Here is a 23,004-nt window from a genome sequence, read left to right on the forward strand (position 1 = left end):
ATCGCTGCCGTCAGCGTCGTCTTGCCGTGGTCAACGTGACCAATCGTACCTACGTTCACGTGCGGCTTGGTCCGCTCGAACTTTTCCTTTGCCATGTTTCAGCTCCTAATGGAATACAGTCTGATTCAATTCTTTGCGCCGCCACGCAGGTCATGCGCGGCGGCGAAGCATTATTACTTGCCCTTGGCCGTCATCACTGCTTCGGCGATATTCTTCGGTGCCTCGGCGTAGTGCTTGAATTCCATGGTGTACGTGGCACGGCCTTGCGTGGCCGAGCGCAGCGCGGTCGAGTAACCGAACATTTCCGACAGCGGGACTTCGGCCTTGATGATCTTGCCGCCGCCAACCATGTCGTCCATGCCCTGCACGATGCCGCGGCGGGACGACAGATCGCCCATCACGGTACCCGTGTAGTCTTCCGGCGTTTCCACTTCCACGGCCATCATCGGCTCGAGCAGAACCGGGCTGGCCTTGCGCATGGCTTCCTTGAAAGCCATCGAGCCGGCCATGCGGAACGCGTTTTCGTTCGAGTCCACGTCGTGGTACGAACCGAACGTCAGCGTGACCTTCACGTCCACCACCGGGAAGCCAGCCAGGATACCGGCCGGCAGCGTGTCGACGATACCCTTCTCGACCGCCGGGATGTATTCGCGAGGAATCACACCGCCCTTGATGGCGTCGATGAACTCGAAGCCCTTGCCCGGCTCTTGCGGTTCCAGCGTGATCACGGCGTGACCGTACTGGCCGCGGCCGCCCGACTGCTTGACGAACTTGCCTTCGACGTCCTCGGCCTTCTTGCGAATGGTTTCGCGGTAGGCCACCTGCGGCGCGCCGATGTTCGCTTCCACGCCGAATTCGCGCTTCATGCGGTCGACCAGAATTTCCAGGTGGAGCTCGCCCATACCCGAAATGATGGTCTGGCCCGATTCTTCATCGGTACGCACGCGGAACGACGGATCTTCAGCGGCCAGGCGGTTCAGGGCGATACCCATCTTTTCCTGATCAGCCTTGGTCTTCGGCTCGACAGCCTGCGAGATCACCGGCTCCGGGAACACCATGCGCTCGAGCACGATCGGCGCAGCCGGATCGCACAGCGTATCGCCGGTGGTCGCGTCCTTCAGGCCCACGGCAGCGGCGATGTCGCCGGCCAGCACTTCCTTGATTTCTTCGCGCTGGTTGGCGTGCATCTGCAGAATACGGCCCAGACGCTCCTTCTTCTGCTTCACCGGGTTGTACACGGTGTCGCCCGAATTGATCTTGCCCGAGTAGACGCGGAAGAAGATCAGCTGGCCGACGAACGGGTCGGTCATGATCTTGAATGCCAGCGCCGAGAACTTCTCGTTGTCGTCGGCCTTGCGCTCCAGCTTCTTCTCGTCGTCGCTTTCGTCCACGCCCTTGACCGGCGGAATGTCGACCGGCGACGGCAGGAAGTCGATCACGGCGTCCAGCATACGCTGCACGCCCTTGTTCTTGAACGCGGTGCCGCACAGCATCGGCTGGATTTCGCAGGCGATGGTACGGTCACGCAGCGCCTTGACGATCTCGGCACGGGTCAGCTCTTCGCCGCCCAGGTACTTTTCCATCAGCTCTTCGCTGGCTTCGGCGGCGGACTCGACCATCTTCTCGCGCCATTCGTCAGCAACGGCTTGCAGTTCGCCCGGGATTTCCTGGTATTCGAACTTCACGCCCTGGCTGGCTTCGTCCCAGATGATCGCCTTCATTTCCAGCAGGTCGATCACGCCCTGGAAGCCGTCTTCAGCGCCGATAGGCACCACGACGGGCACCGGGTTGGCCTTCAGGCGGGTCTTCAGCTGGTCGTAAACCTTGAAGAAGTTCGCGCCGGTACGGTCCATCTTGTTGACGAACGCCAGACGCGGCACGCCGTACTTGTTGGCCTGACGCCAGACGGTTTCCGACTGGGGCTGCACGCCACCCACTGCGCAGTACACCATGCAGGCGCCATCCAGCACGCGCATGGAACGCTCCACCTCGATGGTGAAGTCCACGTGCCCCGGGGTGTCGATGATGTTGAAGCGGTGCTCGGGATAGTTGCCGCCCATGCCCTTCCAGAAGGCGGTGGTAGCAGCGGAGGTAATCGTGATGCCACGCTCCTGCTCCTGCTCCATCCAGTCCATGGTGGCCGCGCCATCATGCACTTCACCGATCTTGTGGTTCACACCGGTGTAGAACAGGATCCGCTCGGTCGTGGTGGTTTTACCCGCGTCAATGTGAGCCGAAATACCGATGTTACGGTAACGCTCAATGGGAGTCTTACGAGCCACTTTAATCCTCTATTCGTCCATGAGGCGCAGAAATCTCATGGTCTGCGCCTTTAACACAAACGGGCGAGATGTGTGAAAACACAGCCCGCCCGGCAACCAACAGCGTGTTTCGCGCGCCTTAGAAGCGGAAGTGCGAGAACGCCTTGTTGGCTTCGGCCATGCGGTGTACTTCGTCGCGCTTCTTCATTGCGCCGCCACGGCCTTCTGCAGCTTCCATCAGCTCACCTGCCAGGCGCAGCGCCATCGACTTCTCGCTGCGTTTTTTCGCGGCCTCGCGCAGCCAACGCATCGCCAATGCCAAACGACGCGACGGACGGACTTCGACCGGAACCTGATAGTTGGCGCCGCCCACGCGACGGCTCTTCACTTCCACCACCGGCTTCACGTTGTTGATGGCAACGGAGAACACTTCGATGGGGGCCTTGCCTGCCTTCTTTTCGATCTGGTCGAACGCGCCGTACACGATACGTTCGGCAACCGACTTCTTGCCGTCCAGCATCAGCACGTTCATGAACTTGGCAACTTCAACGTTACCGAACTTCGGATCAGGCAAAACGTCCCGCTTGGGGACTTCACGACGACGTGGCATCTTCTTTCCTTAAGATTCAGTTGAGAGGCGGTCTGAATAATTCCGCTCTCCGGCCACCAACTAGCTTGCCAGCACTACTGGACAAATTCGCCGGGTGACCACTTACTCGACGGCACGGCGCACAAAAAACGCTCCGTTGTACCGCCGCCTGGTGACAGCTCCATGACGTCCTGCCATGGCTGTCGGATATTGCTTTGCGTAGAAGCTTAGGCAGCCTTCGGACGCTTCGCACCGTACTTCGAACGGGCCTGCTTGCGGTCCTTCACGCCTTGCAGATCCAGCGAACCACGGACGATGTGGTAACGCACACCCGGCAGATCCTTCACACGGCCGCCGCGGATCAGCACGACCGAGTGTTCCTGCAGGTTGTGGCCTTCACCGCCGATATACGAAATCACTTCGAAACCGTTGGTCAGGCGCACCTTGGCGACCTTACGCAGTGCCGAGTTCGGCTTCTTCGGCGTCGTGGTGTACACACGGGTGCACACGCCGCGACGCTGGGGGCAGTTCTCAAGCGCCGGGCTCTTGCTCTTGACGACTTCAGAGACGCGCGGCTTGCGAACCAGTTGGTTGATAGTTGGCATTGTTCAATCCAGCTTGGTTTTACAAAAAACACCCCTTCGCCAGGCTCTGACCAAGGGGCAACTACGGGTTTTGGACGGGAAAGGTGAGCGGACGCTCTGAAGGAAGGGCTGTGAAGTGACAGACATGCCAAAGAGCGCGAGCTCGCCTGGATCCCGCTGCCGCCTGCCTGGTTGCGCCGCTGAGGGCACAATTCCGAGGGGCGTGCGAAATCCAAAGCCAAAAACTCGAATCTGGCACTCTAGCAGCGCCGCTGGCAACGGTCAAGGGGTATACGCGACGTATACCCTGAGTCCCCTGCGTCGCCCGCGCCGCCCCGCCGGATCAGACGCCGCGCAGCGTTTCGAGGATTTCCTCGCCGTAGCGCTCGAGCTTGGACGCGCCAATCCCGGGCACCTCCGCCAGTTCGTCGAGCGATATCAGACGCCGCGCAGCGTTTCGAGGATTTCCTCGCCGTAGCGCTCGAGCTTGGACGCGCCAATCCCGGGCACCTCCGCCAGTTCGTCGAGCGATTCCGGGGCGCTGCGCGCCAGCTCGGCCAGCGTGGCGTCGTGGAAAATCACGTAGGCCGGCACGCCGTGAGATTTGGCGGTGGCCGTGCGCCAGGCCCGCAATGCCTCCCAGTTGGCCAGCGTATCGGCATCCATCGTGGCCGTGTGATCGGTACGCGGTCCGCCGCGCCCTGCCCGTTCGCCGGACTTGCCCGGCCTGCTGACTTGCCGGCGCAGCGTGACAGGCTGCTCGCCCTTGAGCACGGCCCGCGCCGGATCGCCAAGCAGCAGCGCGCCGTGGCCGCCGTGATCGATCACCAGCAGGCCGTGGGCAATCAACTGCCGGAAGATGGCATGCCATTCGGCCACCGACAGATCCTTGCCGATGCCGAACGTCGACACCTTGTCGTGGCCCCACTGCCGGATCTTCTCGCTGGCATTGCCGCGCAGCACGTCAATCAGGTGCGTCGAGCCAAAATGCACGCGGCTGGCCTGCGCCGTGCGGTACACGCAGGACAGGGCCATTTGCGCCTCGCGCGTGCCGTCCCAGGTGGCAGGCGGCTCCAGGCAGGTATCGCAGTTGCCGCACGGGCCCGCCGATTCTTCAAAATAGGCGAGGATCCGCACGCGCCGGCAACCCGCTGTTTCGCACAGACCCAGCAGCGCGTCGAGCTTGGACGATGACACGCGTTTGTGCGCGTCGTCCGCCTCCGACTCGTCGATCATGCGCTTCTGCTGCACGACATCGCCGAGCCCGTAGGCCATCCAGGCATTGGCCGGCAGGCCGTCGCGGCCGGCGCGCCCGGTTTCCTGGTAATAGCCTTCCATGCTCTTAGGCAGGTCCAGATGTGCCACGAACCGCACATCTGGCTTGTCGATGCCCATGCCGAACGCGATGGTGGCCACCATCACGATGCCCTCTTCCTCGCGGAAGCGTGCCTGGTGATGCTGCCGCACCTGCGCATCCATGCCGGCGTGGTAGCCCAGCGCGTTGATGCCGTGACTGGCCAGCCATTGCGCGGTGTCTTCGACCTTCTTGCGCGACAGGCAATAGACAATGCCGCTGTCATGCCCGCCGTCGCCGTTCATGTGCTCGGCCTTGATGAACGCCAGCAGCTGGTTCCGCGCGTTGTCCTTTTCGACAATGCGGTAGCGGATATTGGGCCGGTCGAAGCTGGAAATGAAGACGCGCGCATCGTCGAGCGCCAGCCGCTCGATGATTTCGTTACGCGTCAGCGAATCGGCCGTGGCGGTCAGCGCGATGCGCGGCACATTCGGGAATCGCTCGTGCAGCACCGACAGCTGGATATATTCCGGCCGGAAGTCGTGGCCCCATTGCGACACGCAATGCGCCTCGTCGATGGCGAACAAACCCACGCGGGTACGATCCAGCAGATCCAGAAAGCGCGGCGTCATCAGCCGCTCGGGCGCCACATAGAGGATGTCCAGCCGCCCGGCCAGCAAGTCGCGCTCGACCGCCGACGCCTCGCTGCTGTTCAGTGTGGAGTTCAGCACTGCGGCGCGCACACCGGCTTCGGTCAGCGCCGCCACCTGGTCCTGCATCAGGGCGATCAGCGGCGACACCACGATGCCCACACCCTGGCCGGCCTGCTGGCGCAGCAACGCCGGGATCTGGTAGCAAAGCGACTTGCCACCGCCCGTCGGCATCAGCACCAGGCAATCGCCGCCGTCCGCCACATGGTCGATGATCTCCGCCTGCGTGCCACGGAATGCGTGGTAGCCGAAGACTTCTTTAAGGATCGCCAGGGCGCGCGACATGGGACAGCAGCAGATCGGAAAGCCGGGAAAGGCGTAACCATACCACTCCATGCCCGATCGGACGGAATGTCTCTGCGCCGGTGTGGCACGGGCGCCAATCGTCACGCGGGAATCGACAGCGCCGCCGACAGTCTTGCGCCAGCACAAGCACGGTGGGGCACACCGGTCATAGGATGGCAGCGAGGTCCCCGACAAAGCAACATGCAGCGCCATTCCTTTTCCCTGCCGATCGAGATCCTGCGCGATGGATCGGAACCGTACAAGCGGCAGATCATGCGGCAGGTGGAACACATGATCCTGTCCGGCCGTCTGCAGCCAGACGATCGGCTTCCGTCCATCGCCTGCCTGGTCGCCATGCTGCGCGTATCGCGCAACACGGTAGTCGGCGCCTATGAAGGCCTGACCGACGCCGGCTTGCTGCGGGGCGAGCCGGGTCGCGGCTTCTATGTAGCGGAAGCGATCCCGCGCGCATCGCCGGCGCCACCCCCGGTCCCGGCCATGTCGGATCCCCCCACGGTGCTTCCCCGATCATCGCAGGCGAGTGCCGGCATATCGCCGCCCGGCGTGCATGCCGCACCGCCCCGCTATCCCGTGACGTACGACTTCAAAATCGGACGTCCCGCGCCGGATGCATTTCCGACGCGGCGCTGGGCCATGTTGTCGAACCCGCTGCTGCGCCAGATGCGGCACGCCGTTAGCGAGTATCCGCCGGCGGAGGGCCTCTGGGGCCTGCGCATGCAGATTGCCGACTACCTGGCCGCTACCCGCGCGCTGGCGGTCGATCCGACGCAGATCCTGATTGTCGCCGGTGTCCAGGAGGCACTGCACCTGCTTGCCGCGCATCTCGTTCATCACGGTGACCGGGTTGTGGTGGAATCGCCCGGCTATGCGGGCTTCTGCAATCTGCCCCACCTCAGGCATGCGGCACGAATCGCCGTCCCCGTCGACGCTGACGGGCTGTGCACGCACGCGCTGCCGCATGCGCCGGTGCAACTGGCGTACACCACGCCGTCGCATCAGTATCCGCTCGGCTACACCATGTCGATGGACCGGCGCCGCGCGTTGCTGGATTGGGCCGCGCAAGTCGGTGCGTGCGTCATCGAAGACGACTACGACGGCGACTTCGCCTACGACAACGCGCCGCCACCGCCGCTCATGGCGCTCGATCCGGCGCGTGTTGTCTATGTCGGATCGTTCTCGAAGGTACTCGGGCCGGGCCTGCGACTCGGATTCATGGTGTGTCCGCCCTGGCTGACCGACGCCATCGCGCGCCGCAAGGCGCTGCTGAATCATGGATGTCCCTGGCTAGAGCAGGCCGTGCTGGCACGGCTGTTCGAGTATGGCGACTACAGCCGGCATCTGTACCGGCTGCGCCGGCGCTATCGCGAGCAACGCGATGTCCTGCTCTCCGGCTTGCGGGACATCTGGGGCGCCCACTGCCAGATCAGCGGCACCGGCACCGGCATGCACGTGGCTCTGCATCTGCCGCCCGGCGCCTCGGACGCCACCGAAATCGCGAACAGTGCGCTGGTGCAAGGCGTGCGGCTGTACACCATGGAGGAAGCTGCCTGTGCACACATTCCTGCAGCCGGAAACCGCGTGCTACTGCTGGGCTACGCCTCGCAGAGCGTGGCACAGATCCGCGAGGCGATGTCCAGGCTAAAACTGACGGTGGCCGGTTGCCATCCGCGGCAACCGGCTTCAAGCACAACAGTCAGCCTGGCCCTGGATGCCTCAGCGCGCGCCGGGCATCGCGCCGAAATGGCGTGACAGTGCCTCGATGGCGGCGTCGTCCAGCGGCTCCGCCATCGGGCGCATCACGGCATCATCTCGGCGCGCGGCCTTGTAGTCGCGCAGTTGCTTGGCCAGGTACTCCGGCTTCTGCCCGGCAAGATTGGGATACAGGGCGACGCTGCTGATGCCATCGACACCATGGCACGACGCGCACAGCGGCAGGATGGCCGCCACCTGATCGGTCAGCTTCGGTGCTGCCGGCGCAGACGGCGCTGCGGCCGCGGCAGACGGTGCCGCATGCACGGTCATGGCCGCCGTCATCAGGGCGAGCAGCGCGGCCAGCCTGTTCCATCGAGACTTGATCATGGCCACTCTCCTCAGTTCTTTCGCGTCGCCGGCAAGCCTACCGAGATCCACTGCGTGCGCGCACGCGAGAAGATGCCTGCAGGGCTTTCCATCTTGTGTTCGGCCACCAGGGCAAGCGTCTTGCTGTCGTACACCCGCAGGCGATCGCCGTAGTAACCCGCGCTGACGTACAGGTACTGGCCATTGCGGGTGTACTCCGGGAAGAACGCATGACCGCCGGCATCGAGAGTGCGCACGACTTCGAGCGACTGCTTGTCGATCAGCTGGATGTGCGCGGCCTTCTTGTCCTTCGAGACGATATCCACGGCCACGTAGGGCGCGTCGGGATGCGCGGCTGGAGATTCCGTCGGGCCATCCACCTTGATGTTCTTCACGACAGAGAAGTCGCTCGTGTCCCACACCGTCACGACATCGCCCTTGTCGCATTTGCCGATATTCGTGCCAAACGCCAGCATCCGGCCGCCCACCGGGGTCACGGCACCGGAGCCCACATGGGGCTGGCAGCCCGCCGGAATATCGCGCGCTACTTTGTCCTCCTTGAGGTCGATGGCCACGATCTTGTTGTCGCCGTAGGACGCCACCATCGAATACCGCCCATCGGGCGTCAGGAATGTGTCGTGCAGCATGCGGCCCACGCCTTCCAGTTTCGTCACCGGCATGCCTTCGCGGTCCGGATCGACGATCCAGATCTGGCCGGCCTGACGCAGCGTCAGCGCAAACTTGTTGTTGATGCGGCTGCCGATGACCGGGCCGCCCGCCGACTGGATGAACTTGCCATCGGGGTCCTTGCCTTCGAGCCGCAGATACTTCACGGGCTCCAGCGTGTCGGCCTTCATGATCACCACCAGGTTCGGCACGAATGAGCTGGCCGCCAACCACTTTCCATCCATCGACACGGCGATACCGGGCCCCGTCAAACCCGTCTTGACCTTCCGCACGATTTTGAGCGAGTAGAGGTCGATCTTGTAGACGTGACCGTCATCGCTCTTCAGCCAGGCCCATCGCTCGTTGACGGGGCTGAACTCCATGATGTGCGGTGCGATCGGTGTAGCAATTTCGCCAACAATCTGGTTGGTCGTGCCATCAAGGAAAACCGTCTTTGCATTGTCGGAGCCCGTACCGCGGCCGTAGCGTCCGCGCGCCATGACCACCATCAGGTCATAGACCGAGCCGATCTGATATGTGGGCTTCGATGGGAGCGAGGATTCATCCACGAGCACCTCGAGGCTGTCGCGAATCTGCTGCATCGACCATTCCGGCTTGCCCTCGGGCTGGGTCCGGATGTACTCCGCGACCAGCCGGATGTCCGCGTCCGACATGCGCGAATGGAACGGCGGCATCAGCGTATCGGGAATGCCAGTCATGATCGCGCCACGCAGGGCGGCGTCGCTCTGCACCAGCCGGTCCTTGTGCAGGGCGGGCCCGACGTAGCCACCCCGGCTGGCGGAATGACAGACCGCGCAATTGGCCTGGTAAAGGTCGTCAGCGCGTTTCAGCGCGTCTGCCGTCATGGCGTACACCGCGCCAGACACACTGGCGAGCATGGCGGCAACTAAAGTCCTGGCAAGCATCGTCCGGATCCTCCGTGGGTAGTTTGAGTAGTAACGATGCGATCAATGTGCCACCGCGTCGCATCGACACCTGGGGGATGCAACGGGAATTCCGATGGGTACGGTTTCGCCGATGTCGCGGATCGGCATCATTCACCGGTTTTGCGCGGGACGAATCCTGAAGAATTTGCGATAGCACAAGAGCGTGCTTGCCGACGCGGACTACGATCTGACGACCTACGCCCATGGATTACGGAGAGGCGCATCCTGCTCGGCGATGCGCCGGTGATCGGCGTGGGCAGCCTCGTCGTAATGATTGCCCCGGCTTCGGGCACCTGGTGCGTGACGCGTGGATACGCTGATGCGGCGGGCTTACTGATGGCCGCCGGGCAGCGGAATGCCTCGCCCCGACAGCGGATTTGTATCGACGGGACGAGGCGTGGCTGCCGGCGATGTGTCTCGCCGCACGGCATCGACTAGCTGTTGCCGCGCCTGCTGCTCCAGCATGGCGCACAGGCTTGCATCGCCCTTGGCGGCGGCGCAATCGCGATGTTGCGCGAAGCGCAGTCGGCGCTCTTCTTCAATGGTTTGTGGCGGCTTTGGAGAAACGTCCAGCTGGAACGCATGGCCCGCCGATACCGTCGCGATCATGGCACCGCATCCAACCCCGCTCAGCAGGCGACAAACCCAACGTGCAGGCCTTCGTAGCGTCATTGTCGAAGCTGTGGCGCGAGGGGAAATGAAAGGTCCCACACCGTAGCGCCGCTTCCTCCCCGTCGGGTTGATCCATACCAACCCATAAGCGCGGGACGAAAAAAAACCCGGCTCGATCGAGCCGGGTTCTTCATTGCTGCGTAACTGCGCGGAACGCGATCAGACTGCGTCGCCGTCACCCTCGGTGGCTTGCACCACCGGCGGCTCGATGAAGAGCGATTGCTCTTCGTCGCTGATCGCCTGGGCGCGTTCGCGCTCGGCTGCCTCGCGTGCCTTGCGGGCACGGTGATAGGCCAGGCCAGTACCAGCCGGGATCAGACGACCCACGATCACGTTTTCCTTCAGACCGCGCAGGTCGTCGGTCTTGCCCATGATCGCGGCTTCGGTCAGCACGCGCGTCGTTTCCTGGAACGAAGCCGCCGAGATGAAGCTGTCGGTCGACAGCGACGCCTTGGTAATACCCAGCAGCAGGTTCTCGTGGATGGCCGGACGCTTGCCCTCGGCGATCACACGATCGTTCTCGTCCAGCAGTTCCGAACGCTCCACCTGTTCACCCGGGATGAACTTGGTGTCGCCCACGTCCTGGATCTGCACGCGGCGCAGCATCTGACGAACAATCACTTCGATGTGCTTGTCGTTGATCTTCACGCCTTGCAGACGGTACACGTCCTGCACTTCGTCCACGATGTAGTGCGCCAGCTCTTCGATGCCCTTCAGGCGCAGGATGTCGTGCGGGTCCGCCGGACCTTCCACGATCATTTCGCCCTTGTTCACCACCTGGCCGTCGTGCACCAGCACCTGCTTTTCCTTCGCGATCAGGAACTCGTGGGCGTTGCCGTCCAGGTCCGTGATCACCAGGCGCTGCTTGCCCTTCGTGTCCTTGCCGAACGACACCGTACCGGTGACTTCCGCCAGCACGGCAGCATCCTTCGGCGAACGGGCTTCGAACAGCTCGGCCACTCGCGGCAGACCACCCGTAATGTCGCGGGTCTTCTGCGATTCGGTCGGGATACGCGCCAGCACTTCACCCACGTGCACCTGCTGACCGTCCTTCACGGTAATCAGCGCGCCCACCTGGAAGCCGATGGTCACGGAGTGGTCCGTGCCCGGAATCTTGACTTCCTGGTTGTTCGCGTCCAGCAGCTTCACCTGCGGGCGCAGGCCCTTGGTGGCAGCCGTACGGCGCTTGGCGTCGATCACCACGAGGGTCGACAGGCCCGTGACTTCGTCCATCTGCTTGGCAACGGTCACGCCTTCTTCCACGTTCTCGAACTTGATCGTGCCCGAGTATTCGGAAACGATCGGACGAGTCAGTGCGTCCCACGTGGCCAACTGCGTGCCAGCCTTGATGGCCTGGCCGTCCTGCACCAGCAGCGTGGCGCCGTACGGGATCTTGTGGCGCTCGCGCTCGCGGCCATGGTCGTCCGTGATCAGTGCCTCGCCCGAACGCGAGATCACGATCAGTTCGCCCTTGGCGTTCGTCACGTAGCGCATGGTCGCCGTGAAGCGCACCGTACCGGTGGCCTTGGCTTCCACGCTCGATGCCACTGCCGCACGCGATGCCGCACCACCAATGTGGAACGTACGCATGGTCAGCTGGGTACCCGGCTCACCAATCGACTGTGCAGCGATCACGCCCACCGCTTCGCCCGAGTTCACCAGCACGCCGCGGCCGAGGTCGCGGCCATAGCACTTGGCGCACAGGCCGTAGCGCGTGTCGCACGACAGCGGCGTGCGGACCTTGACTTCGTCCACGCCGATGTTGTCGATCAGCTCGACCAGGTCTTCGTCCAGCAGCGTACCGTTCTCGATCGCGGTTTCCTGAGTTTCAGGGTTCACCACGTCGCCCACCGTCACACGGCCGAGGATACGGTCGCGCAGGGCCTCGATCACTTCACCGCCTTCGACCAGGGCCTTCATGGCCACGCCGTTGGTCGTGCCGCAATCGTCTTCGACCACGACCAGATCCTGCGTCACGTCGACCAGACGACGGGTCAGGTAACCCGAGTTTGCGGTCTTCAGTGCGGTATCGGCCAGGCCCTTACGCGCGCCGTGGGTCGAGATGAAGTACTGCAGAACGTTCAGGCCTTCACGGAAGTTCGCCGTAATCGGCGTTTCAATGATCGAGCCATCCGGCTTGGCCATCAGGCCACGCATACCTGCCAGCTGACGAATCTGGGCCGCACTACCGCGAGCACCCGAGTCCGCCATCATGTAGATCGAGTTGAACGATTCCTGCTTGACGGTATTCCCGTTGCGATCGACCGTATCTTCGTGCTGGAGCTGCTCCATCATCGCCTTGCCCACCTGGTCGCCAGCGGCACCCCAGATGTCCACGACGTTGTTGTAACGCTCCTGGTCCGTCACCAGACCCGACATGTACTGCTTGTCGTATTCCTTCACCTTGGCGGCTGCGTCGGAGATGATCTTCTCCTTCTGCGGCGGCACCAGCATGTCGTCGATGGCGATCGAGATACCGGCGCGCGTTGCCAGGCGGAAGCCCGACTGCAGCAGCTTGTCGGCGAAAATCACGGTTTCGCGCAGACCGCACTTGCGGAATGCCGTGTTGATCAGGCGCGAGATTTCCTTCTTCTTCAGCGGCTTGTTCAGCACCGAGAACGGCAGGCCCTTCGGCAGGATCTCGGACAGGATCGCGCGGCCGACCGTGGTGGCCTGCAGCGTGATCTTGGGTGCGAAACGTGCGTCGCCGTCGGCGTCCTTGTTCACCACTTCGTACTCGGTGATACGGACGTTCACGCGCGATGCGAGCTCGACTTCCTTGTTTTCGTAGGCACGGATGACTTCGCTGATGTCAGCAAACGTCATGCCTTCGCCCTTGCCGTTGATCTTGTCGCGGGTCGTGTAGTACAGACCCAGCACAACGTCCTGCGACGGCACGATCGACGGATCGCCGTTGGCCGGGAACAGCACGTTGTTCGACGCCAGCATCAGCGTGCGGGCTTCCATCTGGGCTTCCAGCGACAGCGGCACGTGAACGGCCATCTGGTCACCGTCGAAGTCGGCGTTGAATGCCGCGCAAACCAGCGGGTGCAGCTGGATGGCCTTGCCTTCGATCAGCACCGGCTCGAACGCCTGGATACCCAGGCGGTGCAGCGTCGGCGCGCGGTTCAGCATCACCGGGTGCTCGCGGATCACCTCTTCGAGGATGTCCCACACCACCGGGGTCTGGCTTTCCACTTCCTTCTTCGCCGCCTTGATGGTGGTGGCGATGCCCATCGTTTCCAGCTTGTGGAAGATGAACGGCTTGAACAGCTCCAGCGCCATCAGCTTGGGCAGACCGCACTGATGCAGCTTGAGCGTCGGGCCAACCACGATGACCGAACGGCCCGAGTAGTCCACGCGCTTGCCCAGCAGGTTCTGACGGAAACGACCGCCCTTGCCCTTGATCATCTCGGCCAGCGACTTCAGCGGACGCTTGTTGGCGCCCGTCATCGCCTTGCCGCGACGGCCGTTGTCCAGCAGCGAGTCGACGGCTTCCTGCAGCATGCGCTTTTCGTTGCGCACGATGATTTCAGGGGCCTTCAGCTCCAGCAGGCGCTTCAGACGGTTGTTACGGTTGATGACGCGGCGATACAGGTCGTTCAGGTCCGACGTGGCGAAACGGCCGCCATCGAGCGGAACCAGCGGACGCAGTTCGGGCGGCAGCACCGGCAGCACTTCGAGGATCATCCACTCGGGCTTGATGCCCGAACGCTGGAACGCCTCCAGCACCTTCAGGCGCTTGGCGAACTTCTTGATCTTGGCTTCGGAACCGGTAGCCTGCAGCTCGGCGCGGATCTGTTCGATCTGCTTCTCGATGTCGATACCGCGCAGCAGTTCACGGATGCCCTCGGCACCCATCATGGCCACGAATTCACCCTCGCCGTACTCGTCGCACTTGGCCAGGTAGTCGTCTTCCGACATGATCTGGCTCTTCTTGAGCGGGGTCATGCCGGGTTCCAGCACCACGAACGCTTCGAAGTACAGCACGCGCTCGATGTCGCGCAGCGTCATGTCGAGCACCATGCCCAGACGCGACGGCAGCGACTTCAGGAACCAGATGTGCGCGGTCGGCGCGGCCAGTTCGATGTGGCCCATGCGCTCGCGGCGCACCTTGGCCAGCGTCACTTCGACGCCGCACTTCTCGCAGATCACGCCACGGTGCTTCAGGCGCTTGTACTTGCCGCACAGGCACTCGTAGTCCTTGATCGGGCCAAAGATCTTGGCGCAGAACAGACCATCGCGTTCCGGCTTGAACGTACGGTAGTTGATCGTTTCCGGCTTCTTCACTTCGCCGTACGACCACGAACGGATCTTCTCCGGCGAGGCCAGACCGATCTTGATCGCGTCGAACTGCTCTTCCTGCTGAACCTGCTTAAAGAGATCGAGCAATGCTTTCATTGCAACTCCTTGTTTCGCCGCCGGCCCGGAGTCTGTCCGGGGCAGCGGCATTCAATCCTGTGGGAAACCTGCGCTGGTGGGTGCCCGCCGTGGCCGGCACCCGCATCGATCCGTGGATCAGTAACGATCCAGATCGATGTCGATACCCAGCGAGCGGATTTCCTTCACCAGCACGTTGAACGATTCCGGCATGCCGGCATCGATCGAGTGCTCGCCCTTGACGATGTTTTCGTACACCTTGGTACGGCCGTTCACGTCATCGGACTTGACCGTCAGCATTTCCTGCAGCACGTACGACGCGCCGTAGGCTTCCAGTGCCCACACTTCCATCTCACCGAAACGCTGGCCACCGAACTGGGCCTTACCGCCCAGCGGCTGCTGCGTCACCAGCGAGTACGGGCCGGTGGAACGTGCGTGCATCTTGTCGTCCACCAGGTGGTGCAGCTTCAGCATGTGCATCACACCCAGCGTGACCGGACGCTCGAACGCTTCGCCGGTGCGGCCGTCGTGCAGCGTGACCTGCTGCTTCGATGCCGTGAGGCCCTTCTCCCTGGCAATCTCGTCCGGGTAGGCCAGGTCGAGCATGCGGCGGATTTCGGCTTCGTGCGCGCCATCGAACACCGGCGTGGCGAACGGCACACCCTTCTTCAGGTTGCCTGCCAGCTCCAGCACTTCGGCATCGCTCAGGCTGTCCAGGTCTTCCGCCTTGCCGCTCTCGTTGTAGATCTGCGCGAGCAGCGGACGGAGTTCCTGCGCCTTGGCCGAAGCCTTGAGCATGTCGCCGATGCGCTGGCCCAGGCCGCGCGCGGCCCAGCCCAGGTGGGTTTCCAGAATCTGGCCCACGTTCATCCGCGACGGCACGCCCAGCGGGTTCAGCACGATGTCCGCCGGCGTACCGTCGGCCATGTACGGCATGTCTTCGATCGGCACGATCTTCGACACCACACCCTTGTTGCCGTGACGGCCGGCCATCTTGTCGCCCGGCTGCAGGCGGCGCTTGACGGCCAGATACACCTTGACCATCTTGATCACGCCCGGCGGCAGTTCGTCGCCCTGCGTCAGCTTCTTGCGCTTCTCTTCGAAGGCCAGGTCGAACTCGTGACGCTTCTGCTCGATGGCTTCCTTCACGGCTTCCAGCTGGGCAGCCACTTCCTCGTCGGCCGGACGGATGTCGAACCAGTGGTACTTGTCCAGGTCCGCCAGGTACTCGCGGGTCAGCTTGGCGCCCTTGGCCAGCTTCTTCGGACCGCCGTTGACGGTCTTGTCGAGCAGCAGGCGCTCCAGACGCTGGAAGGCATCGCCTTCCACGATACGCAGCTGGTCGTTCAGGTCCAGGCGGTAACGCTTCAGTTCGTCGTCGATGATCGACTGGGCGCGCTTGTCGCGCGTCACGCCTTCACGCGTGAAGACCTGCACGTCGATCACGATACCGCTCATGCCCGACGGCACGCGCAGCGACGTGTCCTTCACGTCCGAAGCCTTCTCGCCGAAGATCGCGCGCAGCAGCTTCTCTTCCGGCGTCAGCTGGGTCTCGCCCTTCGGCGTGACCTTGCCCACCAGCACGTCGCCGGCTTCCACTTCGGCGCCGATGTACGTGATGCCCGACTCGTCCAGACGCGCCAGTTGCGCTTCGGCCAGGTTCGAGATGTCGCGCGTGATTTCTTCCGGTCCGAGCTTCGTGTCGCGGGCCACGACCGACAGTTCCTCGATGTGGATCGAGGTGTAGCGGTCTTCGGCAACCACACGCTCCGAGATCAGGATCGAATCCTCGAAGTTGTAGCCGTTCCACGGCATGAACGCCACCAGCATGTTCTGGCCCAGTGCCAGCTCGCCCAGGTCGGTCGAGGCGCCGTCAGCGATCACGTCGCCGCGGGCAACGATATCGCCAACCTTCACCATCGGACGCTGGTTGATGTTGGTGTTCTGGTTCGAACGCGTGTACTTGATCAGGTTGTAGATGTCCACGCCAACTTCGCCGGCCACGGCTTCGTCGTCGTTTACACGAATCACCACACGCATTGCGTCGACGTAGTCCACCACGCCGCCACGCATCGCCTGCACGGCCGTACCCGAGTCAACGGCCACGGTGCGCTCGATGCCGGTACCCACCAGCGGCTTGTCCGGACGCAGGCAAGGCACGGCCTGACGCTGCATGTTCGCGCCCATCAGTGCACGGTTCGCGTCATCGTGTTCCAGGAACGGCACCAGCGATGCAGCGGCCGACACGATCTGCGACGGCGCCACGTCGATGTACTGCACGCGGTCCGGCGTGACCATACGCGTTTCACGCTCGGAACCTTCACGTGCCGACACCAGTTCGTCGGTCAGGTTGCCGTCGGCGTCAACGGTCGCGTTGGCCTGCGCCACCACGTACTTGCCTTCCTCGATGGCCGACAGGTAATCCACCTGGTCGGTCAGCTTGCTGTTTTCCACCTTGCGGTACGGCGTTTCCAGGAAGCCGTATTCGTTCAGGCGGGCGTACAGTGCCAGCGAGTTGATCAGACCGATGTTCGGGCCTTCCGGCGTTTCGATCGGGCACACCCGGCCATAGTGGGTCGGGTGCACGTCGCGCACTTCAAAGCCGGCGCGCTCGCGCGTCAGACCGCCCGGGCCAAGGGCCGAAACACGGCGCTTGTGGGTGATTTCCGACAGCGGGTTGGTCTGGTCCATGAACTGCGACAGCTGCGACGAACCGAAGAACTCGCGAATCGCCGACGAAATCGGCTTCGAGTTGATCAGGTCGTGCGGCATCAGGTTCTCGGTCTCGGCCTGGCCCAGGCGTTCCTTGACGGCACGCTCCACGCGCGACAGGCCGGCGCGGAACTGGTTCTCGGCCAGTTCGCCGACGCAACGCACGCGACGATTGCCCAGGTGGTCGATATCATCGACTTCGCCCTTGCCGTTACGCAGGTTCACCAGGATCTTGATCGTCTCGAGGATGTCCTCGTCCTGCAGCACCATGCTGCCTTCGCCGCTCGGGCGCGACAGACGGCTGTTGACCTTCATGCGGCCAACGCGCGACAGGTCGTACGATTCTTCGCTGTAGAACAGGCGCTGGAACAGGGCTTCCACGGCGTCCTCGGTGGGCGGCTCGCCCGGACGCATCATGCGGTAGATGGCAATACGCGCGGCCGTCTGGTCGGCGGTATCGTCCACGCGCAGCGTCTGCGAGATGTACGGACCCTGGTCGAGATCGTTCGTGTACAGCGTCTGGATCTGCTTGACACCCGCTTCGCGCAGGTTTTCCAGCAGCGTCTCGGTCAGCTCGTCGTTGGCGTTGGCAATCACCTCGCCCGTATCGGGGTCGATGATGTTCTTGGCCAGCACGCGGCCCAGCAGGTAGTCCTCGGGCACGCTGATCAGCTTGGTGCCGGCGGAATCCAGGTCACGAATGTGCTTGGCGTTGATACGCTTGTCCTTCTCCACGACGACGCGGCCGTTCTTGTCCGCGATGTCGAAGCGCGCGACTTCACCGCGCAGACGCTCGGGCACGAACTCCAGTTGTGCGCCTTCGCCTTGCAGCGTGAAGTTGTCGAACACGAAGAAGTGCGCCAGGATCTGTTCCGGTGTCAGGCCGATCGACTTCAGCAGGATCGTCACCGGCATCTTGCGGCGGCGGTCGACGCGGAAGTACAGGATATCCTTCGGATCGAATTCGAAGTCGAGCCACGAGCCGCGGTACGGGATGATCCGTGCCGAGAACAGCAGCTTGCCCGAGCTGTGCGTCTTGCCCTTGTCGTGCTCGAAGAACACGCCCGGCGAACGGTGCAGCTGGCTAACGATGACACGCTCGGTGCCGTTAATCACGAAAGAACCGGTCGACGTCATGAGCGGGATTTCGCCCATGTAGACTTCCTGCTCCTTCACTTCCTTCACCTTGCCCGGATTTTCGCGATCGTTGATGATCAGGCGAACCTTGGCACGCAGGGCCGAGTGGAACGTCAGGCCACGCTGCTGGCATTCCTTGACGTCGAACGGCGGGTTGGACAGGTGATACGAGACAAACTCCATACGGGCAAGCCCGTTATGGGAGGAGATTGGGAAGATCGCGTTGAAAGCGGCCTGCAGACCCTCGCTTTTGCGACGCGCGGTCGGCGTTTCCGCTTGCAAGAACTGGGTGTAGGATTCAATCTGTGTGGCAAGCAGGAATGGAACCTGATGAACCGTCGCGCGCTTCGCAAAGGATTTGCGAATGCGCTTCTTTTCGGTGAAGCTGTACGCCATGGGATCTCCGAATCATCGCAGGGCTGGCTGGACCTGGCCGGCACCTGAGGTGTTCAGCGACTGGGAGGGGATTTGGCGGTTGGCCGCTACCAACCTCTGGCTGACGGTGCCCGCACGCTGCGGACGGTGTGGTCATTGCACGGCGCAATGCCTGCACACGTCCGGGGGACACCCGACCAAACTTGTCTTCTGCAGTCGGTTCAGAAGACAAACATCAGCAACCACCTAGTGTGCCACTGATGTTTGGCTTCTGCTGAGGCAGCGATGGATTATCGCCTGCCAAGCATAGCTTAATTCACATTTCACCCATCCGGGCCGGTTTGCGCCTCTCCGCGGGTGCCGGATCGAGCACCTCCGTAGAAGCGCAAAAAGGCTGGCGCCGGGAGTTTCCCTTTGCCAGCCCCTGCCGCGCGCCACAGAGGCACGCGCGGTACCACTTACTTGACGTCGACCTTGGCGCCGGCGTCTTCCAGCTTCTTCTTGGCTTCGTCGGCAGCGGCCTTGTCCACGCCTTCCTTCACGGGCTTCGGTGCGCCATCGACCAGGTCCTTGGCTTCCTTCAGGCCCAGACCGGTGATTTCGCGCACGGCCTTGATCACGCCAACCTTGTTGGCGCCGACTTCGGCCAGGATCACGTTGAACTCGGTCTTTTCTTCAGCAGCGGCAGCGCCGCCAGCGCCCGGGGCAGCAGCCACAGCCATGGCAGCAGCCGACACGCCAAACTTCTCTTCGAACGCCTTGACCAGGTCGTTCAGTTCCATCACGGACATCGCGCCAACGGCTTCCAGGATGTCGTCTTTAGTGATTGCCATTTGGATTACTCCTACTAGATTTGATTCGGGATCGGTATTGCGATCTGTCTATGCGGCAGCTCAGGCGGCCGGGGCTTCCGCTTCCGCGGGAGCGCCTTCGGCGTTCTTGGCAGCCAGTGCGGCCAGCAGGCGGGCGAAGCCCGACACCGGCGCCTGCATCACGCCAAGCAGCTGCGAGATCAGTTCTTCGCGGCTCGGGATCGAAGCCAGGGCCTTGACGGCACCAGCGTCGAGCACCTTGCCGTCGTACGACCCGGCGCGCAGGACCAGCTTGTCGTTGGTCTTGGCAAAGTCGTTCAGAACCTTGGCCGAGGCCACTGCATCTTCGGAAATACCGTAGATCAGCGGACCGGTCATCTGCTCTGCGAGGGCTGCAAACGGCGTACCTTCGACGGCACGGCGAGCCAGCGTGTTCTTCAGAACGCGCAGGTACACGCCTTGCTGACGAGCGTTGGCACGCAGCTTGGTCAGATCGCCAACCGCAATGCCGCGATATTCGGCCACGACGATGGTCTGGGCCTTGGCGACTTGCGCCGAGACCTCAGCAACGACGGCCTTCTTATCTTCAATATTGAGTGGCACGGTTAAGCTCCAAAACGATGCGTATTCGACGGTTGCCCGCCAAACGGCGCATCAGTCCAAACGAACGGCGTCCGATTGGCCCGAATCCACCGGATTGCTCCGGCGTCATCAATCCCTTCGGGTGCGCCATCTGCGCTGGCGGGCCGGCTGCCATCGGGGCAAGCCCCGCATGTGCCGACCGATTAAGTCCACGCTGCCAGAGGCGGTGTGAGCACCAGCGGTCTTTGATAACCAGCAGCACCTGCCGCGCGCCATGCGCGCCGCTGATGCCACTGCCCAAAGCCTTGCGACGATCGCGGCACTGCCACGATCCTCAATTCTTGCCCTGGCCGGTGTTATCGGGATCCGGTCAGAGGTTTGCCGTCAGCTCAGGCCGACAGCGACGTCTGTTCGACGCGAACACCAACACCCATCGTCGACGACACGGCGACCTTGCGCAGGTACACACCCTTGCTGGTTGCCGGCTTGGCCTTGACCAGGGCGTCCAGCAGGGCGCTCAGGTTGCTCTTCAGAGCGGCGTCGTCGAACGAACGGCGGCCGATGGTGGCGTGGATGATACCGGCCTTGTCGACACGGAATTGCACCTGACCAGCCTTGGCGTTCTTCACGGCCTGGGCCACGTCCGGCGTCACGGTGCCAACCTTCGGGTTCGGCATCAGGCCGCGCGGACCCAGGATCTGGCCCAGCGTACCGACGATACGCATCGTGTCCGGCGAAGCGATCACGACGTCGAAGTTCAGGTTACCGGCCTTGACTTGCTCGGCCAGGTCTTCCATGCCGACCACTTCGGCGCCAGCAGCCTTCGCGGCTTCGGCCTTTTCGCCCTGGGCGAACACGGCCACACGGACGCTCTTGCCGGTACCAGCCGGCAGCACGACGGAACCGCGAACAACCTGGTCCGACTTCTTGGCATCGATGCCCAGTTGCACGGACACGTCGATCGACTCGTCAAACTTCGCCGAGGCGCAGCTCTTCACCAGGCCCAGGGCCTCGTCGATCGGGTAAAACTTGGTACGCTCGATCTTCGCCTTGTTGGCGGCGACGCGCTTCGAAACCTTAGCCATTTACAGACCCTCCACGGTGATGCCCATCGAACGCGCCGAACCAGCGATCGTACGCACGGCGGCGTCGAGGTCGGCGGCCGTGAGGTCAGCGTTCTTGGCCTTGGCGATTTCTTCAGCCTGGGCGCGGGTAATCTTGCCAACCTTGTCGGTATGGGGCTTCGGCGAACCCTTGGTGATGCCTGCTGCCTTCTTGATCAGCACGGTCGCCGGCGGCGACTTCATCACGAACGTGAAGCTCTTGTCGGCGAAGGCGGTAATCACCACCGGCACCGGCAGACCGGGTTCCATACCCTGGGTCTGGGCGTTGAACGCCTTGCAGAACTCCATGATGTTCAGACCACGCTGACCCAGTGCGGGACCAACGGGCGGGGAGGGATTTGCCTTACCAGCCGGAATCTGCAGCTTGATAAAGCCAATGATCTTCTTGGCCATCTTTACTCCAATCCGGATCCGTTCCTGTTGCGGAAATCAGATCCTGTTGAGTCGTAACGCGCTATCGCCATGCCGGGGCATGACCTCACGCTCCTCTTCGGGCCGGCCTTGCGGCCGCCCTATTCGTCCGTCGCTACCCTTTCGGGCCGCAGCGGAGAAAATCCTTAAACCTTTTCGACCTGCCCGAACTCGAGCTCGACCGGGGTTGCGCGCCCGAAGATCGTGACCGTCACGCGCAAGCGCGATTTTTCGTAGTTCACTTCTTCGACGTTGCCGTTGAAGTCGGTGAACGGGCCGTCCTTGACGCGGACCATTTCGCCCACTTCGAACAGCGTCTTGGGACGCGGCTTCTCGACCCCTTCCTGCATCTGGGTCATGATCTTGTCGACTTCCCGCTGGGAAATCGGGCTCGGACGGTTGCGTGCACCGCCCACGAAGCCGGTCACCTTGCTGGTGTTCTTCACCAGGTGCCAGGTTTCGTCGGTCATTTCCATTTCCACCAGGACGTAGCCGGGGAAGAAACGACGCTCGGTCACCGACTTGTGACCGCCCTTGATTTCTACAACTTCTTCCGAAGGCACCAGGATGCGACCGAACTTGTCTTGCATCTCGGCGCGCTCGATGCGCTCCTGCAGCGCGCGCTGCACGCTCTTTTCCATGCCGGAGTAGGCGTGCACCACGTACCAGCGCTTCTTCGACGAAGGCGATTCTGCGGCCGTGGTTTCCTGCTGAGCGTTATCCGTCATGTGCTACCTCTTATTTCCAGCCCAGGACAAGGGAGAAGATCACCCATTCGATGAGCTTGTCGGCCGACCACAGGAACAGCGCCATGATCACCACAAAGGCAAACACGAGGCCCGTCATCTGACCGGCTTCCTTGCGCGTCGGCCAAACGACCTTGCGAACTTCCCGGTACGATTCACGCGCGAATCCCACAAAGTCCTTGCCCGGCGCGGAGACCAGCGCCACGACGACGCCCAGGGCGAGGCCGGCAAAAAGCGCGGCGCCACGTACGTACGACGGCTGCTGAGCCAGCGCGTAGAAACCGATGACTCCGGCAACCACCAGGAGCACCGCAGCGACGAGCATCCACTTGCCGCTCGAGGCGCCTACGGTTTCGACATTGGGATTAGCCATGTTTCGCAAACGAGACTAAGCCGCGTCACGAGTCTTCCTCGCGACGCGGCTGATTGATTTGGCAGGGGCAGAGGGAATCGAACCCCCAACCTTCGGTTTTGGAGACCGACGCTCTGCCAGTTGAGCTATACCCCTAAAACAACTTTGGGGCCGGCTTCACGCCAACCCCTCTGGCAAACGAACGCGACAGGTTGGTATCGCGTTCGCCAGTTCGACCAATTGCTTAGTCGAGGATCTTTGCCACAACGCCGGCGCCGACGGTACG

General features: G+C 62.7%; 17 protein-coding genes and 1 tRNA gene. 1 reads left to right on the plus strand and 17 read right to left on the minus strand.

The window, feature by feature from the left end:
- From BLQ58_RS28035 to recQ, 5 genes are all read right to left on the minus strand, one after another.
- On the minus strand, positions 1-95 hold a 95-nt coding region (locus tag BLQ58_RS28035; protein WP_018003793.1), incomplete at its 3' end, for a GTP-binding protein.
- A 78-nt stretch (positions 96-173) separates the two neighbouring features.
- On the minus strand, positions 174-2,282 hold the full coding sequence (fusA, locus tag BLQ58_RS28040) for an elongation factor G (RefSeq protein ID WP_092603737.1): 2,109 nt from the start codon (positions 2,280-2,282) through the stop codon (positions 174-176).
- A gap of 118 nt (positions 2,283-2,400) precedes the next feature.
- On the minus strand, positions 2,401-2,871 hold the full coding sequence (rpsG, locus tag BLQ58_RS28045; protein WP_066734316.1) for a 30S ribosomal protein S7: 471 nt from the start codon (positions 2,869-2,871) through the stop codon (positions 2,401-2,403).
- Positions 2,872-3,077: 206 nt separating this feature from the next.
- Positions 3,078-3,455 (minus strand): 30S ribosomal protein S12, encoded by a 378-nt coding sequence (gene rpsL / locus BLQ58_RS28050; protein WP_010810460.1) that lies wholly within the window; start codon positions 3,453-3,455, stop codon positions 3,078-3,080.
- 417 nt (positions 3,456-3,872) lie between these two features.
- Entirely contained in the window at positions 3,873-5,723 is a 1,851-nt protein-coding gene (gene recQ / locus BLQ58_RS28060; RefSeq protein ID WP_092603749.1) for a DNA helicase RecQ, read from the minus strand.
- A 273-nt stretch (positions 5,724-5,996) separates the two neighbouring features.
- Here recQ and BLQ58_RS28065 point away from each other — a divergent pair, with 273 nt between their 5' ends.
- Entirely contained in the window at positions 5,997-7,493 is a 1,497-nt protein-coding gene (locus tag BLQ58_RS28065; protein WP_302847680.1) for a MocR-like pyridoxine biosynthesis transcription factor PdxR, read from the plus strand.
- Here the strand turns inward: BLQ58_RS28065 and BLQ58_RS28070 are convergent.
- The 12 genes from BLQ58_RS28070 to BLQ58_RS28125 form a co-directional block, all read right to left on the minus strand.
- Positions 7,458-7,823 (minus strand): c-type cytochrome, encoded by a 366-nt coding sequence (locus BLQ58_RS28070; protein WP_092603741.1) that lies wholly within the window; start codon positions 7,821-7,823, stop codon positions 7,458-7,460. The two genes, BLQ58_RS28065 and BLQ58_RS28070, sit on opposite strands and share 36 nt — an antisense overlap.
- Positions 7,824-7,834: 11 nt before the next feature.
- Positions 7,835-9,394 (minus strand): nitrite reductase, encoded by a 1,560-nt coding sequence (locus tag BLQ58_RS28075; protein WP_092603743.1) that lies wholly within the window; start codon positions 9,392-9,394, stop codon positions 7,835-7,837.
- 351 nt (positions 9,395-9,745) lie between these two features.
- Complete coding sequence (locus BLQ58_RS28080; RefSeq protein ID WP_092603745.1) at positions 9,746-10,024, minus strand: hypothetical protein; 279 nt, start codon at positions 10,022-10,024, stop codon at positions 9,746-9,748.
- Between the two features lie 222 nt (positions 10,025-10,246).
- Positions 10,247-14,488 (minus strand): DNA-directed RNA polymerase subunit beta', encoded by a 4,242-nt coding sequence (gene rpoC / locus BLQ58_RS28085; RefSeq protein WP_092603747.1) that lies wholly within the window; start codon positions 14,486-14,488, stop codon positions 10,247-10,249.
- Between the two features lie 117 nt (positions 14,489-14,605).
- The gene (gene rpoB / locus BLQ58_RS28090; protein ID WP_029051531.1) at positions 14,606-18,712 is read right to left on the minus strand and encodes a DNA-directed RNA polymerase subunit beta; all 4,107 of its coding nucleotides are present in this window, start codon (positions 18,710-18,712) and stop codon (positions 14,606-14,608) included.
- A 437-nt stretch (positions 18,713-19,149) separates the two neighbouring features.
- Positions 19,150-19,524 carry a 50S ribosomal protein L7/L12 gene (gene rplL, locus BLQ58_RS28095; RefSeq protein ID WP_029051590.1) on the minus strand — a complete coding sequence of 125 codons (375 nt, stop codon included), beginning with the start codon at positions 19,522-19,524 and terminating at the stop codon, positions 19,150-19,152.
- Positions 19,525-19,584: 60 nt separating this feature from the next.
- Positions 19,585-20,106, minus strand: a complete 522-nt coding sequence (gene rplJ, locus BLQ58_RS28100) for a 50S ribosomal protein L10 (RefSeq protein WP_029051589.1) — start codon at positions 20,104-20,106, stop codon at positions 19,585-19,587.
- Between the two features lie 368 nt (positions 20,107-20,474).
- Complete coding sequence (gene rplA / locus BLQ58_RS28105; protein ID WP_029051588.1) at positions 20,475-21,170, minus strand: 50S ribosomal protein L1; 696 nt, start codon at positions 21,168-21,170, stop codon at positions 20,475-20,477.
- Positions 21,171-21,602, minus strand: a complete 432-nt coding sequence (gene rplK, locus BLQ58_RS28110; protein WP_010810467.1) for a 50S ribosomal protein L11 — start codon at positions 21,600-21,602, stop codon at positions 21,171-21,173.
- 164 nt (positions 21,603-21,766) lie between these two features.
- Entirely contained in the window at positions 21,767-22,348 is a 582-nt protein-coding gene (nusG, locus tag BLQ58_RS28115; protein ID WP_008649197.1) for a transcription termination/antitermination protein NusG, read from the minus strand.
- A gap of 10 nt (positions 22,349-22,358) precedes the next feature.
- Complete coding sequence (gene secE, locus BLQ58_RS28120; protein WP_029051587.1) at positions 22,359-22,739, minus strand: preprotein translocase subunit SecE; 381 nt, start codon at positions 22,737-22,739, stop codon at positions 22,359-22,361.
- Positions 22,740-22,798: 59 nt separating this feature from the next.
- Positions 22,799-22,874 (minus strand) — tRNA-Trp (locus BLQ58_RS28125).
- Positions 22,875-23,004 lie beyond the last annotated feature (130 nt).

Source organism: Ralstonia sp. 25mfcol4.1, from assembly GCF_900104095.1.
Lineage (GTDB): Bacteria > Pseudomonadota > Gammaproteobacteria > Burkholderiales > Burkholderiaceae > Cupriavidus.

Bases quoted from the DNA above. Each gene is read 5' to 3' on its own strand.
- rpoC (WP_092603747.1), bottom strand. From the start codon at position 14,488: ATGAAAGCATTGCTCGATCTCTTTAAGCAGGTTCAGCAGGAAGAGCAG.
- BLQ58_RS28075 (WP_092603743.1), bottom strand. From the start codon at position 9,394: ATGCTTGCCAGGACTTTAGTTGCCGCCATGCTCGCCAGTGTGTCTGGC.
- rplA (WP_029051588.1), bottom strand. From the start codon at position 21,170: ATGGCTAAGGTTTCGAAGCGCGTCGCCGCCAACAAGGCGAAGATCGAG.
- rpsL (WP_010810460.1), bottom strand. From the start codon at position 3,455: ATGCCAACTATCAACCAACTGGTTCGCAAGCCGCGCGTCTCTGAAGTC.
- rplK (WP_010810467.1), bottom strand. From the start codon at position 21,602: ATGGCCAAGAAGATCATTGGCTTTATCAAGCTGCAGATTCCGGCTGGT.
- nusG (WP_008649197.1), bottom strand. From the start codon at position 22,348: ATGACGGATAACGCTCAGCAGGAAACCACGGCCGCAGAATCGCCTTCG.
- recQ (WP_092603749.1), bottom strand. From the start codon at position 5,723: ATGTCGCGCGCCCTGGCGATCCTTAAAGAAGTCTTCGGCTACCACGCA.
- BLQ58_RS28065 (WP_302847680.1), top strand. From the start codon at position 5,997: ATGCGGCAGGTGGAACACATGATCCTGTCCGGCCGTCTGCAGCCAGAC.
- rplL (WP_029051590.1), bottom strand. From the start codon at position 19,524: ATGGCAATCACTAAAGACGACATCCTGGAAGCCGTTGGCGCGATGTCC.
- secE (WP_029051587.1), bottom strand. From the start codon at position 22,739: ATGGCTAATCCCAATGTCGAAACCGTAGGCGCCTCGAGCGGCAAGTGG.
- rpoB (WP_029051531.1), bottom strand. From the start codon at position 18,712: ATGGCGTACAGCTTCACCGAAAAGAAGCGCATTCGCAAATCCTTTGCG.
- BLQ58_RS28070 (WP_092603741.1), bottom strand. From the start codon at position 7,823: ATGATCAAGTCTCGATGGAACAGGCTGGCCGCGCTGCTCGCCCTGATG.
- BLQ58_RS28080 (WP_092603745.1), bottom strand. From the start codon at position 10,024: ATGATCGCGACGGTATCGGCGGGCCATGCGTTCCAGCTGGACGTTTCT.
- rpsG (WP_066734316.1), bottom strand. From the start codon at position 2,871: ATGCCACGTCGTCGTGAAGTCCCCAAGCGGGACGTTTTGCCTGATCCG.